Annotated in this window: 17 protein-coding genes; 3 read left to right on the top strand and 14 right to left on the bottom strand. The window is 70.8% G+C overall.

The annotated features are described in order from the left end of the window. Positions 1–60: 60 nt before the first annotated feature. Both aceA and aceB read left to right on the top strand, forming a co-directional pair. Positions 61–1,371, top strand: coding sequence for an isocitrate lyase (aceA, locus tag AC3RX0_RS14070; protein ID WP_491506619.1), 1,311 nt, complete (start codon positions 61–63; stop codon positions 1,369–1,371). A 71-nt stretch (positions 1,372–1,442) separates the two neighbouring features. Further along, positions 1,443–3,092: a malate synthase A gene (aceB, locus tag AC3RX0_RS14075; RefSeq protein WP_491506620.1), complete on the top strand. Its 1,650-nt coding sequence runs from the start codon at positions 1,443–1,445 to the stop codon at positions 3,090–3,092. Between the two features lie 25 nt (positions 3,093–3,117). On the opposite strand, the gene AC3RX0_RS14080 is transcribed toward aceB, so the two are convergent. The 6 genes from AC3RX0_RS14080 to AC3RX0_RS14105 all read right to left on the bottom strand — a co-directional run bounded on the left by AC3RX0_RS14080 (position 3,118) and on the right by AC3RX0_RS14105 (position 10,177). Continuing rightward, a complete protein-coding gene (locus tag AC3RX0_RS14080; RefSeq protein WP_491506621.1) occupies positions 3,118–4,002 on the bottom strand; it encodes a carbohydrate ABC transporter permease in 885 nt (294 codons plus the stop codon). Next, on the bottom strand, positions 4,002–4,955 hold the full coding sequence (locus AC3RX0_RS14085) for a carbohydrate ABC transporter permease (RefSeq protein WP_491506622.1): 954 nt from the start codon (positions 4,953–4,955) through the stop codon (positions 4,002–4,004). The genes AC3RX0_RS14080 and AC3RX0_RS14085 overlap by 1 nt, the downstream gene beginning before the upstream one ends. A 12-nt stretch (positions 4,956–4,967) precedes the next feature. Further along, positions 4,968–6,293, bottom strand: coding sequence for an ABC transporter substrate-binding protein (locus AC3RX0_RS14090; RefSeq protein ID WP_491506623.1), 1,326 nt, complete (start codon positions 6,291–6,293; stop codon positions 4,968–4,970). A 146-nt stretch (positions 6,294–6,439) separates the two neighbouring features. After that, positions 6,440–7,741 (bottom strand): alpha-galactosidase, encoded by a 1,302-nt coding sequence (melA, locus tag AC3RX0_RS14095; protein ID WP_491506624.1) that lies wholly within the window; start codon positions 7,739–7,741, stop codon positions 6,440–6,442. Positions 7,742–7,875: 134 nt separating this feature from the next. Continuing rightward, positions 7,876–8,394, bottom strand: a complete 519-nt coding sequence (locus AC3RX0_RS14100; protein ID WP_491506625.1) for a hypothetical protein — start codon at positions 8,392–8,394, stop codon at positions 7,876–7,878. A gap of 73 nt (positions 8,395–8,467) precedes the next feature. Beyond that, positions 8,468–10,177 carry an acyl-CoA dehydrogenase family protein gene (locus tag AC3RX0_RS14105; protein ID WP_491506626.1) on the bottom strand — a complete coding sequence of 570 codons (1,710 nt, stop codon included), beginning with the start codon at positions 10,175–10,177 and terminating at the stop codon, positions 8,468–8,470. Positions 10,178–10,315: 138 nt separating this feature from the next. Here AC3RX0_RS14105 and AC3RX0_RS14110 point away from each other — a divergent pair, with 138 nt between their 5' ends. Beyond that, positions 10,316–11,533, top strand: a complete 1,218-nt coding sequence (locus AC3RX0_RS14110; protein ID WP_491506627.1) for a pyridoxal phosphate-dependent aminotransferase — start codon at positions 10,316–10,318, stop codon at positions 11,531–11,533. Positions 11,534–11,539: 6 nt separating this feature from the next. Here the strand turns inward: AC3RX0_RS14110 and AC3RX0_RS14115 are convergent, their stop codons facing one another. The 8 genes from AC3RX0_RS14115 to AC3RX0_RS14150 all read right to left on the bottom strand — a co-directional run bounded on the left by AC3RX0_RS14115 (position 11,540) and on the right by AC3RX0_RS14150 (position 19,461). After that, complete coding sequence (locus AC3RX0_RS14115; RefSeq protein WP_491506628.1) at positions 11,540–12,688, bottom strand: UDP-N-acetylmuramate dehydrogenase; 1,149 nt, start codon at positions 12,686–12,688, stop codon at positions 11,540–11,542. Between the two features lies 1 nt (position 12,689). Continuing rightward, positions 12,690–13,094: a MaoC/PaaZ C-terminal domain-containing protein gene (locus AC3RX0_RS14120; RefSeq protein ID WP_491506629.1), complete on the bottom strand. Its 405-nt coding sequence runs from the start codon at positions 13,092–13,094 to the stop codon at positions 12,690–12,692. Next, the gene (locus tag AC3RX0_RS14125; RefSeq protein WP_491506630.1) at positions 13,091–13,537 is read right to left on the bottom strand and encodes an FAS1-like dehydratase domain-containing protein; all 447 of its coding nucleotides are present in this window, start codon (positions 13,535–13,537) and stop codon (positions 13,091–13,093) included. Before AC3RX0_RS14125 ends, AC3RX0_RS14120 begins: the two co-directional genes overlap by 4 nt. 58 nt (positions 13,538–13,595) lie before the next feature. Beyond that, entirely contained in the window at positions 13,596–14,390 is a 795-nt protein-coding gene (locus AC3RX0_RS14130) for a sulfite exporter TauE/SafE family protein (RefSeq protein WP_491506631.1), read from the bottom strand. Positions 14,391–14,402: 12 nt separating this feature from the next. Beyond that, positions 14,403–15,632 carry an LCP family protein gene (locus AC3RX0_RS14135; RefSeq protein ID WP_491506632.1) on the bottom strand — a complete coding sequence of 410 codons (1,230 nt, stop codon included), beginning with the start codon at positions 15,630–15,632 and terminating at the stop codon, positions 14,403–14,405. Positions 15,633–15,755: 123 nt separating this feature from the next. Then, a complete protein-coding gene (locus AC3RX0_RS14140; RefSeq protein ID WP_491506633.1) occupies positions 15,756–17,306 on the bottom strand; it encodes an ABC transporter permease in 1,551 nt (516 codons plus the stop codon). Then, positions 17,306–18,346 (bottom strand): extracellular solute-binding protein, encoded by a 1,041-nt coding sequence (locus tag AC3RX0_RS14145; RefSeq protein WP_491506634.1) that lies wholly within the window; start codon positions 18,344–18,346, stop codon positions 17,306–17,308. Before AC3RX0_RS14145 ends, AC3RX0_RS14140 begins: the two co-directional genes overlap by 1 nt. A 38-nt stretch (positions 18,347–18,384) precedes the next feature. Further along, positions 18,385–19,461 (bottom strand): ABC transporter ATP-binding protein, encoded by a 1,077-nt coding sequence (locus AC3RX0_RS14150; protein WP_491506635.1) that lies wholly within the window; start codon positions 19,459–19,461, stop codon positions 18,385–18,387. Positions 19,462–19,465: the final 4 nt, after the last annotated feature.

A 19,465-nucleotide genomic window follows, 5' to 3' on the forward strand; every position in this document is an offset into this window, starting at 1 on the left:
CGCTCACAGTGGAGTCACACGCCGGTCCGCCGGCAGCCGCGAAACCGTCAGGAGAACGCCATGACCCCGAACACCACCTCCGAGCCCCTCCGCGCCGGTGACCAGGTCCAGACCGCGGCCGAGCTGCAGGAGCTCTGGGACACCGACCCCCGATGGAACGGCATCCAGCGGTCCTACACCGCCGAGGACGTCATCCGCCTGCGCGGGTCTGTGCGCGAAGAGAGCACCCTGGCCCGCCGCGGCGCCGAGTCCCTCTGGCACCTGCTGCACACCGAGGAATACGTCCGGGCGCTCGGCGCCTACACCGGCGGCCAGGCCGTGCAGCAGGTCCGTGCGGGCCTGAAGGCCATCTACCTGTCGGGCTGGCAGGTCGCCGCCGACGCGAACCTCGCCGGGCAGACCTACCCCGACCAGTCGCTGTATCCGGCCAATTCGGTCCCCCAGGTCGTCCGCCGCATCAACAACGCGCTCCTGCGGCAGGACCAGCTCGAGCACGCCGAAGGCGAAGTGACCCGCGACTGGATCGCCCCGATCGTCGCCGACGCCGAGGCCGGCTTCGGCGGACCGCTGAACGCGTACGAGCTGGCGCTGTCGATGATCCAGGCCGGCGCCGCCGGCATCCACTGGGAGGACCAGCTGGCCAGCGAGAAGAAGTGCGGACACCTGGGCGGCAAGGTGCTCGTGCCCACCCAGCAGCACATCCGCACGCTGAACGCCGCGCGCCTGGCCGCCGACGTCGCCGGGGTCCCCACGATCCAGATCGCGCGCACCGACTCGCTGGCCGCCGACCTGCTCACGAGCGACGTCGACGAGCGCGACCGGCAGTTCCTCACCGGCGAGCGCACGACCGAGGGCTTCTACCGCGTGCGCCCCGGCATCGAACCCGTCATCGCCCGGGGGCTCGCGTTCGCCCCGTACGCCGACCTGCTGTGGGTCGAGACCGGCGAGCCCGACATCGCCCTGGCGCGCGAGTTCGCGAACGCGATCCACGCCGAGTTCCCGGGCAAGAAGCTCGCGTACAACTGCTCGCCGAGCTTCAACTGGAAGCGGCACCTCGACGATGCGCAGATCGCGACGTTCCAGGCGGAGCTGGCCGAGCTCGGCTACGCGTTCCAGTTCATCACGCTGGCCGGCTTCCACGCCCTGAACCACTCGATGTTCGACCTCGCCCGCGGGTACGCCGAGCGCGCCATGAGCGCGTACGTCGAGCTGCAGGAGGCAGAGTTCGCCGCCGAGGCCGACGGCTACACCGCCACCAAGCACCAGCGCGAGGCCGGCACCGGCTACTTCGACGCCGTCTCGACCGCACTGAACCCCGCCAGCGCGACGCTGGCCCTCGCCGGCTCGACCGAGGCCGCGCAGTTCCACTGACCCGGATGCCGCAGCCCACCGAATCCCTCGGGCTGCGGCATCCGTCCCCTTCCCTCTCCGAGGAGCACATCATGACGATCACGACGGGCGCACCGCCCACCACCCCCATCCCGACCGCGACCCACCGGCCCGAGCTGACGGTCGAAGGACCGATCCGCGACCGGTACGACCGGATCCTCACCCCCGAGGCCGTCGCGTTCCTGACGGCGCTGCACGACCGGTTCGCCGGCAGGCGCCACGACCGGCTCGCCGAGCGGCTGCGCCGACGGTTCGAGATCGGCAACGGTCATGACCCGCATTTCCGCGCCGACACCGCGCACATCCGCGAGGACTCGACCTGGCGGGTCGCCGGGGCGGGCCCCGGGCTGGAGGATCGCCGGGTCGAGATCACGGGTCCGACCGACCCGAAGATGACCGTCAACGCCCTGAACTCCGGCGCACGGGTGTGGCTGGCCGACCAGGAGGACGCCACCAGTCCGACGTGGGGCAACGTGATCGAGGGCCAGCTGTCGCTGTCCGACGCGATCCGCGGGCAGCTGACCCACACGAGCGCCGACGGCAAGCAGTATCGGGTCACGGCCGAGCGCACGCCCACGATCGTGATGCGCCCGCGCGGCTGGCAGCTGCCCGAGGAGCACATCCGCTTCACCGACCGCACCGGGCGCACGCTGGCCGCCTCGGGCTCGCTCGTCGACTTCGGGCTGTACTTCTTCCACAACGCGCAGGCGCTGATCGACGGCGGTGCGGGGCCCTACTTCTACCTGCCCAAGCTCGAGAGCGCAGAAGAGGCGAAGCTCTGGGACGACGTCTTCACATTCGCCGAGCAGTACGTCGGCATCGAGCACGGCACGATCCGGGCGACCGTGCTCATCGAGACGCTGCCGGCGGCGTTCGAGATGGACGAGATCCTGTACGCGCTGCGCGACCACTGCGCAGGGCTGAATGCCGGCCGGTGGGACTACATCTTCTCGATCATCAAGAACTACCGCGGCCGCGGCGCACGGTTCGTGCTGCCCGACCGCAGCGAGGTGACGATGACCGTGCCGTTCATGCGTGCGTACACCGAGCTGCTGGTGCAGACCTGCCACAAGCGCGGTGCGTTCGCGATCGGCGGCATGAGCGCGTTCATCCCGAACCGGCGCGATCCCGAGATCACCGAGCGTGCGCTCGAGAAGGTCACCGCCGACAAGAGGCGCGAGGCCGGCGACGGCTTCGACGGCACCTGGGTCGCCCACCCCGACCTCATCCCCGCGGCGCAGGCCGAGTTCGACGCGGTGCTCGGCGCCCGGCCGAACCAGGTCGACCGCCAGCGCGCCGACGTCGAGGTCACGGCGGCGCAGCTGCTGGACCTGCGCATCGGCCGGCCCATCACCGAGGCCGGCGTGCACGGCAACGTGTCGGTCGCGATCCGGTACATCGAGGCGTGGCTGCGAGGCTCGGGCGCCGTCGCGATCGACAACCTGATGGAGGATGCCGCGACCGCCGAGATCTCGCGCTCGCAGATCTGGCAGTGGATCCATCAGGATCGCGAGACCGCCGAGGGCACGGCGATCACGCGGGAGTGGGTGTCGGAGCTCGTGGACGACGTGCTCGCCACGGCGCAGCGCTTCGACGGCGACCGGTTCGACGACGCCGCCGAGGTGTTCCGCGAGGTGTCGCTGAGCGAGGAGTTCCCGGCGTTCCTGACCCAGGTCGCGTACTCGCGGTTCCTGGTCGAGTAGGCCGGGCGCCCGTCACCCTTCGTCGTCACCCCTTCAGGCCCGAGAAGGTCATCGTCGCGATGAACTGGCGCTGTGCGAACAGGAAGAACAGGATCAGCGGCAGTGTGGCGATCACGTTGCCGGCCATGATCAGGCTCCAGTCGGTCTGGTGTGCGCCTTGGAAGTTCGCGATGCCCAGCTGCAGTGTGAACGCTCCGGGGTTGTTGATCGCGATCAGCGGCCAGACCAGGTCGTTCCAGGCACCCAGCAGCGTGAAGATCGCGAGGGTCGCCAGCGCCGGGCGTGCGAGCGGCAGCACGATCCGGAAGAAGATCTGCCACCGGTTGCAGCCGTCGATGGCCCCGGCCTCTTCGAGCTCGGCCGGCAGCGACAGGAAGAACTGGCGCATCAGGAAGATGCCGAACGCCGTCGCCAGCCATGGCACGATCGCAGCGCCCAGTCCGTTCAGCAGCCCGAGTTTGGCGAACAGGATGTAGGTCGGGATCATCAGCAGCTGGGTGGGGATCATGATGGTGGCCAGGATCATGATGAACCCGACGTTGCGCCCGGCGAACTTCAGCCGGGCGAAGCCGTAGCCGGCCAGCGAGCACAGCACGAGGTTCGAGACGATCGCCGTGCAGGACACGATCACCGTGTTGCCGAGCCAGAGCAGGATGTCGGTCTCGCCGAACAGCTTCACGTAGCCGTCGATCGTGAAGTGCGACGGGACGAACGGCGGCGGGAACGCGATGAGCTCCTTCGCGGGCGAGAACGAGGCGAGCGCCATCTGCACGAACGGCACCAGGAAGATGATCGCCACCGGGAACAGCACGAAGTGCCATCCGCTCATCCGCCGCCGCCCGGTGCCGCGGGGCGACTGGCCGGCCACCTCGCTGCCGGTGTGCGAGACCTCGTCGAGCACGGTCGCCATCAGAACGCCTCCGTATCGCGGCGCCGCTGGAAGACGACGACGCCGATCGTGACGAGCAGGGTCACGGCGAACAGCACGTAGGCGGCCGCCGAGCCGTAGCCGAACTCCAGCGCGTGGAACGCCTTCTGGTAGAGGAAGAACACGATCGTGGTCGTCGCCCCCAGCGGGCCGCCGCGCGTGGTCGTGTAGACGAGGTCGAACAGCTGGATCGCCTGGATCGTCTGCCAGATCCCGACGAACACCGTGACGGGTGCGAGCTGCGGCCAGACGATGCGCCAGAACGTCTGCCATCGACTGGCCCCGTCGATGCGCGCCGCCTCGATGAGGTCGGTCGGGACATCCTGCAGCGCTGCCAGGTAGATGACCGTGGTGAACGCGGCAGACCCCCACAGCGACATGATCGCGATCACGAGCATCGCCTCGTGCGGGTCGTCGAGCCATCCCTGCTGAGGCAGGTGCAGCACCCGCAGGACGTTGTTGACCAGACCGAACTGCGGGCTGAACAGATAGGTGGAGAGGATGCCGGTGGATGCCGCGGACGCGACGAACGGGACGAAGATCGCGGTGCGGTAGAAGCCGATCCAGTGGATCCGCCGGTTCAGTGCCACCGCCAGGAACAGCCCGAGCAGGACGGAGGCGGGCACGAACAGCACCGCGAAGCCGACGGTGTTCAGCACCGCGTCGCCGAAGTCGGCGTCGGTGATCAGGCTCGAGTAGTTCCCGGCGCCCACCCACGTCGGCTCACTGAAGCCGTCCCAGCTCTGGAACGAGAGCACGAACGCCCATACGGCGGGGAAGACCGAAAGACCGAGGATGATGAACGTCGCGGGGGCGACGAAGCTCCAGCCCGTGAGCGACGAGATCACCGCCTGGCGACGCCGGGACCGGCCCGAGCCGGGCGCGTCCGAAGACGCGCCCGGTCGGTCGAGCGTCCGTACGGTGTTGACGGCCATGAGGCGTGGGCCCTACTTCTTGGCCAGCGCCTTGTCGGCGTCCTGCGCCGCCTGGTCGAGGGCGGCCTTCGGCTGGCCGTCGCCCTGCAGCACCTGCGAGATCGCCTTGCCGATCGCGGTGGACAGGCCCGCATAACCGGCAGTGGTCGGCCGGGTGTTCTTGACGTTGTTCGAGTTGGCGACGAACTCGTCGTAGCCCGGGAACTGCGCCGCCTCGTTCTTCACGGCCTCGGAGTCTGCTTCGGACGAGCGCAGCGGCAGGTTGCCGAGCGCGACGTTGAAGCGCTCGTCCTGCGAGGCGGACGTGAACCACTCGGCGAACTGCGTGGCCCAGTACGCGCGGTTGGCGTCCTTGTGGTCGAACAGCGCCCAGATGTCCGGTCCCGACACGGTCTGGTGGTCGCCGTTGGTGCCGGGCAGCGGCACCACGCCGAACTTGGTGCCCGCGGTCTTGAGGCTGGACAGCTCCCACGGACCCGAGGTGATCATCGCGATGCGGTTGCTGTCGAACAGCGGGCCGATCTTGGTGTCGGTCTGGTCGAGGTACACGCTCTTGTCGTCCACGGCCATCGAGCGCAGGAACGTGAGCGCGTCGACGCCGGCCTGGGACGCGAACTCGGACTTCGTGGCGTCGCCGTTGAGGATCGTGCCGCCGTTCTGCCACAGGTGGGGCCAGAACTGCCAGGTGGTCGCCTCGCTGCCCGACACGGAGTACCCGTAGCCGTAGATGTGGTTGGCCGGGTCGGTGAGCTTCTTGGCCGCGGTGCGGAAGTCGTCCCACGTCCAGTCGGCCGTCGGGTAGGCGAGGCCGGCCTTGTCGAACAGGGTCTTGTTGTACAGCAGCCCCACATTGTCGACGACGGCCGGGAACCCGATCACCTTCTTGCCGCTCGGCTGGGCGGTGCCGCGGGCGGCGGCGGTGAACTCGTCCCACTTGACGGCGGGCTTCTTCACCTCGGCGGAGATGTCGAGCGTGCGGCCCGAGGACTCCAGCTCGCCGGCCCACGAGCCGAACGCGTACGAGACGTCCGGGTACTGGTTGCCCGCGAAGCCTGCAGAGATCTTCTGCAGGAGCTGGTCGGTCGAGGACGCCCCGGGCGAGACGTCGACCGTCACGTTCGGGTGCAGCTTCTGGAACTCCCCGGCCAGCGTCTCGATGATCTTCTCGGCCACGTCGGCCTGGCCGGTCCAGACCTGGATCGTCACTTTGGCCTTGGTGTCGAGCTTGGAGGTGCCCGGCGAGCCGCTGCTGCATCCTGCGACGGCGGTCACGACGGCAACTGCGGCCGCCAGGATGCTCGTGGTGCGGAACATCTTCTTCTGGGATGGAGACATCATCGTCGGGTTCCTCGCTCTCCGCGTCGCGGTGCAGCGCGCTCCGTCGCACGCTCAGCTCCATTTTTCGACACAGAGTGAGCGATTGACAATAAGAATGCACGAAGTGCTCACTTTTAATGAGCGGCACCGCTCATTGAGAATGCGCGTTACAGCCGTCCGCCGAGGGCGGCCGGCAGCAGGGCCGCGTGTCGCGCGGTCAGCTCGTCGCACAGGGCCCAGATCTGCGCGGGCGTGAGGGTGGACGACGCATTCGGGTCGGCGAGCACCGCGCGGCGGACCAGTTCCGCATCCCCGGTGCGGGCCGCCTCGATCGCCAGCTCGGCGACCGACAGATAGGCGCGGTTCAAAGCCGCCCCCTGGGGCGGGATCGCGCCGAACGGCAACGGATGCACCCCGCCGGCGTCGACGCGTGTGGGCACTTCGACCACGGCGCCCTGCGGCAGGTTGTCGATGAGCCCCTGGTTGACGACGTTCGCGTGGATCACGCGCTCGGTGCCGGCGAGGATCGAGTGGATGACCTGCGGCGCGTACTCGGCCGCCCCTTCCTCCAGCATGAGGTCGTCGCCGGCGGCCAGCGCCGCCTTCGCGTGCTCGAACTCGGCGAGATTGCGCTCCGAGATCTCGAGGTATTCGAGCGGCCGCAGACGGAACCGCTCGATCTGCCCCGGCGAGCGCAGGAACCAGTCCAGGTACTCGGCCGAGTGCTCGCTGGTCTCGGTCGGATAGAAGCCGATGCGGCGGAAGATCTCCACGCGCACGCGCCGGCGCAGCTCGGGGTCCTGCTCGATGGCCGCTCGCAGTCGCGGATAGAGGTCCGCGCCGTCGCGCGACCACTCCACGAGCCATGCCTGGTGGTTGACCCCGGCGGCGCGGTAGTGCGTGCCCTCCATCGGCACCCCGACGAGCGCGCACAGGCCGTGCACGGTCCAGTAGACGCTGTGGCAGAGCCCCACCGTCTTGATGTCGGGGGCGACCACCGACATCCACCACACGTTCATCGCCATCGGATTGGTGTAGTTGAGGAACCACGCATCGGGGCAGAGCTCTTGCATGTCGGCGGCGATCGCCGAGAGCACGGGGAACGTGCGCAGGCCGCGGAAGACGCCGCCCACACCCGTCGTGTCGCCGATCGTCTGCAGCAGGCCCGCCGCGGCGGGGACCTCGAGGTCCACGCGCGTCGCCGCGATGCCGCCGACCTGGATCATGTTGATCACGAAGTCCGCCCCGGCCAGCGCCTCGCGCCGGTCGAGCGTCGCGGCGAGTTCGACGTCCCTGCCGAGTCGCCGGGCGACCTGCCGGGCGGTGCCTTCGGCCACGGCGAGGCGCTCGGGATCGATGTCGTGCAGCATGATCCGCAGCGCCGGCAGGTCGTCGAACCCGAGCAGGTCGGCCAACAGCTGGCGCGTGAACACGACGCTCCCGGCGCCCAGGAAGGCGATCTGGGGCATGCTGCGATCCTGCGCCGGATCGCCCGCTCACGCAACGGAATGAGCGGATCGTGCACGAAATGCTCATTCCGAATGCGCGCGTCCGTCCCCCGCGCACCTCCGTTCCGGGGCGCTGGGGCGGGCGTCGTCCACGGTCACCCGACGGGCTCGGTGGGCTCGAAGTCGTCGGCGACCACGGTCAGCGCGTCCAGCGCGGCGAACACCGCCTCGGTGCGCGGCAGCCCGCATGCGTCGGCCGGATACGCGACCGGCACGAACGTGTGGTCCGCGCCGCGCAGCCACAGCGTCGGCCCGGCGAACGCGATCGCCGGGCACGGCCCGTCGGACGGCGGCTCGTCGGGTACGGCGAGCGCCGCCAGCAGCGGCCGCAGATCGCCCGTGCGCGTGATCGCGCGTGTTCCGATCCAGATGCCGTCGTCGAACTTCTCGATCTCGTGCATGCCGCACGTCACGGCCGCGACCGGGTCGAAGCCGGGGGGCACGGCGCCCGGGACGATGTTCGGCTGCGCGTCGGGGCTGCACACCATATACGGCATCGGCGTGGCCACCGGCCGCGGCGGCGGCATGGGTGCCGAGCACGCCGTCACCGGCGCGGTCGCGGCGACCGCGAGAGACATCAGGATGCCGCGACCTGCCGCTCGGAGCCTGCCCATCGCCCCATCCTGGCCCATCGCCCGGCGACGAGGCCAGCGGTTCAGAACTCAGCCGGATCCGCGCCGATCGGCGCTAGGCCACTTCGCCCGCGGCGACCGTCTCGGCGAGCATGTGCACCCGGGGCAGGTGGTGCGCACCGTAGAAGTCGGCCGATGTCAGGCGCGCGGCATCCTCGTCCGACAGCGTGTCGTGAGCGAGCACGGCGACGACCGCGAGGGCGTGCATCCATCCGCCGGCGAGGGTCCCCAGCTGCATGAGGTACGGCACGCTCACCGCGTACGCGTCACGGGGCGAGGGGAAGGCGAGCAGTGCGGCGGTGGCGCGACGGGATGCCTCGACCGCGCGCGCGAGACGTTCGGCGGTGCGCTGCGCGACGGGGTGTTCGATGCCGCGCAGGGCTTCGACGGTGCGGTCGATCTCGGCGAACAGGGCCTCGGCGGTCGCCCCGCCGTCGCGGATCACCTTGCGGCCGACGAGGTCGTTCGACTGGATCGCCGTCGTCCCCTCGTAGATCGGCAGGATGCGCACGTCGCGGTAGTGCTGGGCGGCGCCGGTCTCTTCGATGAAGCCCATGCCGCCGTGCACCTGGATCGCCTCGCTCGTGACGGTCACCGCGTCCTCGGTGGTCCAGCCCTTCAGGATCGGCACGAAGAACGCGGCCAGCGCCGTCTGGTCTCGGTCGAACAGGTCGCCGGTGTGCACGCCCAGCGCGCGCATCGCGAAGATCTTGCTCTGCATCGACAGCAGCAGGCGCCGCACGTCGGGATGCTCGGCGATCGGCGCCCCCGCGGGCCGGTCCAGCACCGGGCCCTGCAGCCGTGCGGCGGCATATGCCGCGGCCTGCTGGTACGCACGGTCGGCGATGCCGGTGGCCTGGTAGCCCATGGCCGCGCGGGCGTTGTTCATCATGACGAACATGCCCGCGAGCCCCCCGCCGATCTCGCCGACGAGGTAGCCGGTGGCGTCCTCGTACGACAGCACGCAGGTGGGGCTGCCGTGGATGCCGAGCTTGTGCTCGATCGCGACGGTCTCGATCGCGTTGCGGTCGCCGAGGGTGCCGTCCTCGTTCACGAGCAGGCGCGGAGCGACGAACAGCGAGAGCCCCTTGGCGCCGGCCGGGGCGTCGGGCGTGCGCGCGAGCACCAGGTGCACGATGTTCTCGGCGACGTCGTGGTCGCCCCACGTGATGAAGATCTTCTGGCCGCGGATCGCCCACGTGCCATCGCCCCGCGGGGTCGCCGTGGTGCGGATCGCCCCCAGGTCGGTCCCGGCATCGGGCTCGGTGAGGTTCATGGTGCCGGTCCACTCCCCCGACACGAGCTTGCTGAGGTACGTCTCGCGCAGGGCGTCGGATGCCGCGGCATCCAGCGCGTGGATCTGCCCGGCCGTGAGCAGCCAGCACAGCGCGAAGGCCGCGTTCGACGCGTTCCACAGCTCGCCGAGCCCGGCGCGCACGACCGCCGGCAGTCCGTCGCCCCCGGCCGAGGCCGGGGCTTCGGCTGTGACCCAGCCCGCCCCGACGAACGCCCGGTACGCCTCGGCGTAGCCGTCGGGCAGACGGACCGCGCCGTCCTCGAGGCGCGCGCCCTCGCGGTCGCCGATCTCCTGCAACGGCGCGAGCACCGAGGCGGCGAACGCGCCGGCGCCGGTGAGGATCTCGACCGCGTCGTCCGCATCCAGTTCGCCGCCGGTCGCCCGGGCGACCAGGTCGACGCCGAACGCGTCGCGATACAGGAACGCGTAATCGGCGACGGGCGGGGTGTAGACGGTCTCGGCGGCCATGGCGCACTCCTCAGATCTGGGACTGAGAGCCAGTGTACGCGAGACTCAGTCTCACGTACATCCGCGGCGCGCGGGCCGCGGCATCCCACCCCCTCCTCATCCGCGAAACAGCAGGGGCGCGACGGGTACGCTGGACGCGTGACCGAACGCGCTCCCCTGTCCCGCAAACACTCGCTTTCAAGAAAACTCAGTGCCATCGCCGAGTCCGCCACGCTCAAGGTCGACGCGAAGGCGAAGGCCCTCAAGGCCGAGGGCAAGCCCGTCATCTCGTATGCGGCCGGCGAGCCGGACTTCGCCACGCCGCAGTTCATCGTGGATGCCGCGGCCGACGCCCTGCGCGACCCCAAGAACTTCCGCTACACGCCGGCGGCGGGCCTGCCCGAGCTGCGCGAGGCGGTCGCCGCCAAGACGCTGCGCGACTCGGGGCTCGAGGTCGACCCCGCGCAGGTCATCGTCACCAACGGCGGCAAGCAGGCCGTGTACCAGGCGTTCCAGGCGGTCGTGAACCCCGGCGACGAGGTGCTGCTGCCCGCGCCGTACTGGACGACCTACCCCGAGGCCATCCGCCTGGCCGACGGCGTGCCGGTCGAGGTGTTCGCCGGCGCCGACCAGGAGTACAAGGTCACCGTCGACCAGCTCGAGGCCGCCCGCACCGACCGCACCACCGCGCTCGTGTTCGTCTCTCCCTCGAACCCGACCGGCTCGGTCTACACGCGCGACGAGACGCGCGCGATCGGCGAGTGGGCCCTCGCGCACGGCATCTGGGTCATCTCGGACGAGATCTACCAGAACCTCACCTACGACGGCGTGACGGCGACGTCGATCGTCGAGGCCGCGCCCGAGGTGGCGGGCCAGACGATCCTCGTCAACGGCGTGGCCAAGACGTACGCGATGACCGGGTGGCGCCTGGGCTGGATGGTCGGCCCGCGCGACGCGATCAAGGTCGCCGGCAATCTGCAGTCGCACCTGTGCAGCAACGTGAACAACGTCGCGCAGCGTGCGGCGATCGCGGCCCTGAACGGCCCGCAGGACGAGGCCGAGCAGTTCCGCCAGGCGTTCGACCGGCGGCGGCGGCTGATCGTCGCCGAGCTGTCGAAGATCGACGGCGTGAACGTGCCCACGCCGCACGGCGCGTTCTATGTCTACCCCGACGTGCAGGGGCTGCTGGGCCGCGAGTGGGCCGGCAAGACGCCGACCACGTCGCTGGAGCTGGCCGACCTCATCCTCGACGAGGCCGAGGTCGCGGTCGTGCCCGGCGAGGCGTTCGGCCCGAGCGGGTATCTGCGCCTGTCGTACGCGCTGGGCGACGACCAGCTGCTGGAGGGCGTGCAGCGTCTGCAGCGCCTGTTCGCCTGATCGGCGCTACAGCTCGACGCCGATCAGCACCGGCTCGGGCTGCAGCATCAGGCCGAACTCGCTCTGCACGCGGTTGCGGATGAAGCGGGCGAGTTCGGCCAGCTCGGCCGCCGACGCGCCGCCGCGGTTGGTGAGTGCGAGGGCGTGCTTGGTCGACAGCCCGGCGCGCGAGCGCGGCAGGCGGAACCCTTTGCGGAACCCGGAGTGCTCGATGAGCCACGCCGAGCTGACCTTGACGTCGGGCTCGGCTGACGGGGGCATCGGCACGAGTCCGGCGTACTCGTCCAGCGGGATCACGCGATCGTGCTGCACCTCGGGCGCCACGGGCCAGCGCGGGCACTCCGGCGGCAGCGTGCGGGCGAAGGATGCCGGGACGACCGCGTTCTGGAAGAACGAGCCGGCGCTGTACGTGTCGGGGTCGGCATCGTCGAGCACCATGCCCTTGCCGGCGCGGACGGCGAGGATCGTCTGGCGGATGTGCGCGAGCGTCACGGTGTCGTCGGCGGTCAGCCCCAGCGCCGTGCGCAGCTGCGCGCCCGGCACGGGAAGAACACGCCCGCCGCGCTCGGCGAGCTCGAGCGTGAGCGAGAGGATCACCGCGCGGCGGCGCGGCTCGCCGCCGTAGTGGTGCTTGAGCACCGAGGTGCGAAAGCCCAGCTCGAGCTCATCGGCGGGCACGCGTGAGACCGCGCCGGTGGCCTCGTCGAGCAGCTCGACCTCGACCAGGGTCTGCACGATCTCCTGCCCGTAGGCCCCGACGTTCTGCACGGGCGCGGCACCCGCGGTGCCGGGGATGCCCGACAGCGCCTCGATGCCCGCGAGGCCGCGTGCGACGGCGTGCGCGACCACGTCGTCCCAGCTGTGGCCCGCCTGGATGCGCAGCCGGACGAAGCCCACCCGCGGCGCGGGCAGCGTCTCGATGCCTTCGGTGAGGATGCGCACGACGGTCCCCTCGAACGGCTCGTCCCCGACGAACAGGTTCGAGCCGCCGCCGAGGGCGAGCCATTCGTCGCCGGCGTCCCACGCGTCGCGCAGGGCGGCCGCGAGCTCGTCGGCGGTGCGGGCCTCGACCATGCGGGCAGGCACACCGCCGGTGCGCAGCGTCGTCAACCGGGCGAGCGGGAGCGGGGTGACCGACGTCGTCTCAGCAGGCATGTCAGAGAACGCGCACCCGCACCTGGGCCTTGCCCAGGACGGTCGCGTCGGCGTGGGTGACGGTCAGGTCGATGCGCGCGGCATCCTCGTCGACGACGGCGACCTTGGCGACCACCGTGACGTCCGCACCGGACTCGGGGTCGACGACGACCGGGCGGGTGAACCGCACGCCGTACTCGAGGATGCGGCCGGCGTCGCCGAGCCACGGCACGATCGTCTCGACGGACAGGCCCATCGTCAGCATGCCGTGGGCGAGCACGCCGGGCAGCCCCACACGGGCGGCGACGTCGTCGCGGTAGTGGATCGGGTTGAAGTCGCCCGAGGCCCCGGCGTAGCGCACGAGGTCCTCCCGGGTCAGGTGGACGGTGCGCTCGGCGACCACGTCGCCGACGGACAGCGTGCTCATTCGTCGCCCCCGATCAGCAGGACGGACGTCGCGGTGACGACATGAGCGCCCCCGGCATCCGTCATCTCGGCGACGGAGGTGACCATCGCGCCCTTGCCCACCGCGCGCACGACCGTGATCGTCAGCTGCGCGACGAGCTCGTCGCCGGCGACGATCGGCCGGGTGTAGGCGAAACGCTGCTCGGCGTGGATCGTGCGCTCGAGGGCGATGCCCGAGTCGGGCGCGGCGAGCAGCTGCTGCAGCGTGCGGTCCTGGACCACCATCGCGAACGTCGGGGGCGCGACCACGTCGGCATAGCCGAGCGCGCGGGCGGCCTCGGGATCGCTGTGCTGCGGGTCGGTGGCGAAGACGGCGCGCGCGAACTCGCGCACCTTCTCGCGGCCCACCAGGTACGGCGCGGTCGGCGGGAACGCGCGACCGACGAGTTCGGGGTTCACTGGCACCCGACAAGTCTATCGGCGGCCCATGACCGGACTTCGGGCGCAGGGCGAAGGCCGGCGCTCAGCGTCCCGCGGCGGGCCGGCTGCGGATCGCCTTCAGCGCCATCTGCACGGCGACGAACACGACGAACAGCGAGAACAGGATGTTGCCGACCATCGGGTCGATCAGCGAGGCGAGCCAGGCGCCCAGAGCCGTCGTCGTGCACGCGGCCACGCCGATGCACGCGGCGGCGACCAGGTCGACGTTGCGACGGCGGATGTTGCCGAACGTGCCCGACACGGCGGTGGGGATCATCATCAGCAGCGACGTGCCCTTGGCCACCAGGTCGCTGGCACCGAAGCCGAGCATGAGGGCAGGGACCACGATCACGCCGCCGCCGACGCCGAGCAGGCCCGAGAGCACGCCGGTGACCAGGCCCGTTCCGATCAGGCCCAGGATGCTGACCAGGGTGAGCTCGAGCTGCGCCTCGCGCGACGGGACGACCAGGAACAGGCCCACCACCACCACGGCGAGGAACACGACGAACGCCCAGCGCAGCGCGTTGACCGGCAGCCGTGCCAGCAGCCACGTGCCGATCTGCGCACCGATCACGGCCGCCGCCGCGAGGATCAGCGCCGGGATCCAGGCCACGGAGTCGCGCACCGCGTAGCTGATCACCCCGACCGTGGCGATCGGCACGATCGCGGCCAGCGACGTGCCCGCCGCCAGCCGGTGCTCGAACCGGGCGAGCAGTGTCAGCATCGGGACGATGACGGTGCCGCCGCCGACCCCGAACAGGCCCGACAGCAGGCCTGCGGCCAGGCCGATGGTGATGAACAGGACGTAGGATCGGGTGCCGCGTCCTGTCGTGTTCATCGCCTCACGAGCCTACCGTTCCGGCTGCGTGCAGGTGACCTGGGCCGCCGTCGAGCCCGTAATGTTACCCGGCAGGCTCACCGCGTCGCCGGGCGTCGCCGTCGGGGCGGGGGTGGCGCCGGTCGCCTCGCCGGTGACCTCGACCCCGTTCGCCGCGCTGGCCTTGCCGGTCAGCCGCAGCGACTTGTTGTCCTTGAGCGCGGTGAACAGCACGTCGGCTGATGCGGTCTCGGGCAGCACGCGCGAGGTGTCGGCCGGGTCGTACGAGGTCGGGTACTGCACGAACGCGATGTCCTTGTACGGCACGGACTTGACCGCCATCGCGATCTGCACCATGTGCGTGGGGTTGGCGAGGTTCTGGTCGAGCACGAGCTGCTTCTCGCTCACCTGCTGCAGCGCCGTGGTGGCCAGGGCGAACAGCTTGCCCGGGTCGCCCAGCACTCCGCCGGATTGCAGCTTGCGCACCAGCGACGACATGAACTGCTGCTGGTTCGAGATGCGCCCGAGGTCGGATCCGTCGCCGATGCCGTGCCGGATGCGCAGGAACTGCAGCGCCTGGGCGCCGACCAGGGTGTGCTCGCCCTTGGTCAGGTGCAGCCCCGTGTTGCGGTCGCTGATGTCGCCGGCCACGCACACGTTCACGCCGCCGACCGCGTCGGACATGTGGATCACGCCGGTCCAGCGGATCGCGGCGGCGAACTGGATGTCGACGCCGGTCAGCTGCTGGATGGTCAGCGCCGTGCAGGCCAGGCCCCCGTAGCTGTACGAGACGTTCAGCATCTGCTCGCTCATCGCCGGGTAGCGCCCGCCGTTCGGGGACGGGCACGACGGGATCGGCACGAGCATATCGCGCGGGAACGAGACGACGGTCACCCGCCGCGGGCTGTCGCCGATGTGCACGAGCAGCGTCACGTCGTTGCGCTCGCCGCCGTCGTCGTGCGCGCAGCGCGGGAACAGCTTCAGATCCTGCCCCTGGCACGAGTCGGTGCCCACCACCAGCAGGTTCACCCCGCCCTCGATCTCGCCGATGTCGGGCGGCACCGAGGCGGTCGACTCCAGCGCGACGGCGTCGTCGGTGACGATGTGCGACGCGGTCCACAGCGCGAACGCGCCGGTGCCCCCGATGCTCAGCACCAGCACCGCCAGGACTGTCCCGACGATGATCGCGACCTGGGTGAGGGGGTGCTGGCTGCGCAGCCGGCCGTGCTGGGCGAGGGGCACGCGCGGCGACTTCGGGCTCATGCTCGATTCCTCTCCACACCGCTCGCGCACGGACGGCGGCCTCTCACTCGTCCGGGGCGATTCTAGGCGACACCGCCTGCGAGCAGCCTTGGAGCGCCGGTTCGGCGCAGATCGTGAGACGCGTCAGCCGACGTGCCGCAGCGTGCGCCGGACGATGAGCCAGACCGGCACGGCGCCCAGCAGCACGAGCACGAGCGCGTACGGAGCAGCGGCCGTGAAGTCCAGCGACTCGCCGTTCGTGGTGGCCCACAGGCCCGTGGCGAGGGTCTGCGTGTTGAACGGCAGCAGCATCAGGGTCGCGGTCAGCTCCTTGCTGGCGTCCAGGCCCACCAGCAGCGCACCGGTGGCGATGCCCGGCAGCGCGATCGGCAGTGACACCCGGCGCAGCCGCTGCCAGGCGCGGTGGCCGAGGGATGCCGCAGCTTCGTCGTAGCGGACGAAGGCGGCCTGCAGGCCCACGCGCTGATTCGAGATCGCCAGCGGCAGGAACATCACGACGTAGGCGATCACCAGCAGCAGCGCGGTCTTGTACAGCCCGGGCACGAGCCGGGTCGCCAGGAACACCAGGGCGAGGGCGAGCACGGCGTTGGGGATCGCGTGCGCGAGCCACACCGAGCGCTCGGTGAGGTTCGACAGCGGCGACGGGCGGCGACTGACCCACCAGGTCACCGGCAGCGCCGCCGCGGTGGCCAGAAGTCCCGCGCCGGCGCCGTACAGCAGGGTCACACCGCCGGCGCCGGCCACCTGCGACCAGTCCACGACGAGGTCGGGGCGCGCGAACGACAGGCCGCGCACGGTCATGAACACGGTCGGGCCGATCGCGGCCAGCGGCACGAGCAGCGCGAGCAGCAGCACAGGCCCCCGCGCCCATCCGAGCCGGGCGCGGGCGACGGTGCGCACGCTCTGCCGGCCGACGCTGAGCGCAGCCGGGCGCCCCGACACGAGCCGGCCGGCCAGCAGCAGGAGCAGGGCGAGCGAGACCAGCAGCACCGACAGCGACCGCGCGGCGGCGTAGTCGCCGTAGTCGAGCATCTCGGCCATGATCGTCGTGGTCAGCGTGCGCTGACGCAGCTGCACCATGGCGCCGTACTCGCTGAGCACGTGCAGGGCGATGATCAGGAGGCTCCCGGCGATGGCGACGCGCAGCTGCGGCAGGGTGATGCGGCGGAACACGGTCCAGGGCCGGGCGCGCAGGCTGCGGGCGGCCTCTTCCTGCGCGGGGTCGATGTTGCGCACGGCGACTACGCAGGCCAGGAACACGTACGGGTAGAGGGTGAGCGCCATCACCGCGGTCGCGCCGGCGAACGAGGTGACGATGTCGAGTCGGGGTGCGAACACGAGGTTCATCGAGTACGCGGCGTACGCGCTGACGAAGCCGGGCACGGCCAGCGGCAGCGCGAACAGCACCGTCAGGGTGCGCCGCAGCGGCACGGTGGTGCGCACCACCAGCAGCGCCGCCGCGACCCCCAGCACGAGACAGACCAGGCAGACCGCGATGGTCAGTCCGATCGTGCGCAGGATGTCGGGCGCCGTCGTCGGGTACGTGAACAGCGCGGTGATCTCGGCGAGCGAGAACCCGGCGATGAACAGGTATCCGAACGGCAGCAGCGACAGCACGGCGACGGCCACCGCCGCGATGGCGACGGCCGCGCGTCCGCGCCGCAGGTGCGGCATCAGCTGGACATGCCGAGGCTCTTCAGCAGCTGCTGCGCCTGTGCCTGGTCGGCGAAGATGCTCATGTCGTACGAGGGCGACTTGACGTCCGACAGGCTGCCGACGGTCGTGCTCCTGGTGCCGACCCCGACCGGGTACTGTCCCTCGGACACGTCGATGGGGCCGTCTGCGATGACCTTCTGGCCGCCGTCCGGGGCGGTCAGCCACGCCAGGAAGTCGGCGGCGGCGCCCTTGTGCTTGCTGGTCTTGAGGATGCCGGCACCCGACGAGAGCACGAGGTTGCCCGGGTCGACCTCGGGGAAGTGGTAGATCTTCGAGGTCATGTGGTCGGGTCCGCCGACCTCGGCGGCCTTCACCCACCAGTAGTAGTGGTTCGACAGCCCCATGGCGTGCTTGCCGGCCTCGACGGTGTCGCGCACGTTGCCGTTGCTCTGCTCGTCCACCCCGTCGGCCTTGACCTTCTCGAGGAAGGCGCGGGTCTTGTCCATGCCCATGGTGGAGATGAGGTACTGCACGGTGGCCACGAACGCGCCCGAGGGCGCCCAGGCGAACTGGCCCTTGTACTGCGGCTCGGCGATGTCGAGCAGGGTCTTCGGCAGATCCTTCTCGGCGATCAGCGTCGGGTTGTAGTAGAGCACGCGCACGCGGGCGGCGTAGGCGACCCATTCGTCCTTCGGGTCGCTCAGCCGCGGCTGGACCTGGGCGATCGTGCTCTGGGCGAGCGGGACGAACAGGCCCGCGGCCCCCAGTTGGGCGGCCGGACCCGGGTCTTCGCTGAGGAAGACGTCGGCGGGCGAGGCCGGCCCTTCGGCCTGGATCTGTCCCGCGGTCGCGTCGTTCTGGATGTCGAAGCGCACGCCGGTCTTCTTCGTGTACGCCGCCGTCAGCGCCTGGATCAGCTCGGCGTGCTGGTCGGTGTAGACCGTCAACGTGGTGTCGCCGGTGCCGGCGGGTGCGGGCGAGCCGGCCGCACAGCCGGCGAGCATGACGGCGGCGACAGCGGTCAGCGCGACGGACGCGCGCAGACGGGCACGACGCATGGTGGTCCCCTTTCGGTGGGAGGGCAGAGATTCGCGGCTCAGGCGGCGAGGGATGGGCGGGGATACGTGCAGACCGCGCGGTCGACCACGAGGCGGACCTCGTCGCCGACGCGATGCGGGTGGTCGCCGAGCACGCGCACCGGCACTTCGGCGTCGAGTGCGGGCACGTGCACGCGCAGCATGCCGTCGTGTCCGTAGAAGGTCTGATCGGCGATCGTCCCTGAGAGCCCGGGGCCGGCCGCATCGCCGACGCGGATGTTCTCGGGCCGGATCAGCACGTCGCACAGGCCGCGGCATCCATTCGCGCACGCGACGGCGAGATCGCCGAACACGCACGCCACGGTCATCCGATCGGGCGCGCTGCCGTCGCGCACATCGCCGTCGACGACGACGGCTTCGCCGAGGAAGCGCGCCAGCTCGAGGTCGGCGGGCTGGAAGTAGGTCTCGCGCGGCGGGCCGACCTGCACGACCCGGCCCTCGCGCATGACGGCGACCCGGTCACCCATCGCGAGCGCCTCCTCCTGGTCGTGCGTGACCATCACCGCGGTGGTGCCCAGGCGCGCCAGCAGCGCGCGCACCTCGGCGCGCAGCGATTCGCGCAAGTACTCGTCCAGCGCCGAGAACGGCTCGTCCAGCAGCACGATGCCCGGCCCCGGGGCGATCGCCCGGGCCAGCGCGACCCGCTGCTGCTGGCCGCCGGACAGCTCGTGCGGCCGGCGAGGGCCGAAACCCGACAGGCCGACCAGTTCGAGGGTCTCGTCGACCCGTGCCCGGCGGTCGCGGGCGCGCATGCGGCTCAGGCCGAAGCCGACGTTCTGCGCGACCGAGAGGTGCGGGAACAGCGCACCCTCTTGCGGCACCAGGCCGATGCCGCGGTCGTGCGCGGGCACGAAGCGGTCGCCGGCGACCGTGCGGCCGGCCACGCTCACCGTCCCCGTGTCGGGCACCTCGAAGCCGGCGATCACCCGCAGGAGGGTCGTCTTTCCGCAACCCGACGGGCCGAGCACGGTGAGCAGCTCGCCCTCGTCGACGTGCAGATCGATGCCGTCGAGGGCGACGGAACGGTCGGGGCCGTCCGATGCGAAGGTCTTGACCACGTGGCGCACATCGAGCACGGTC

Source organism: Microbacterium sp. W1-4-2, from assembly GCF_058349885.2.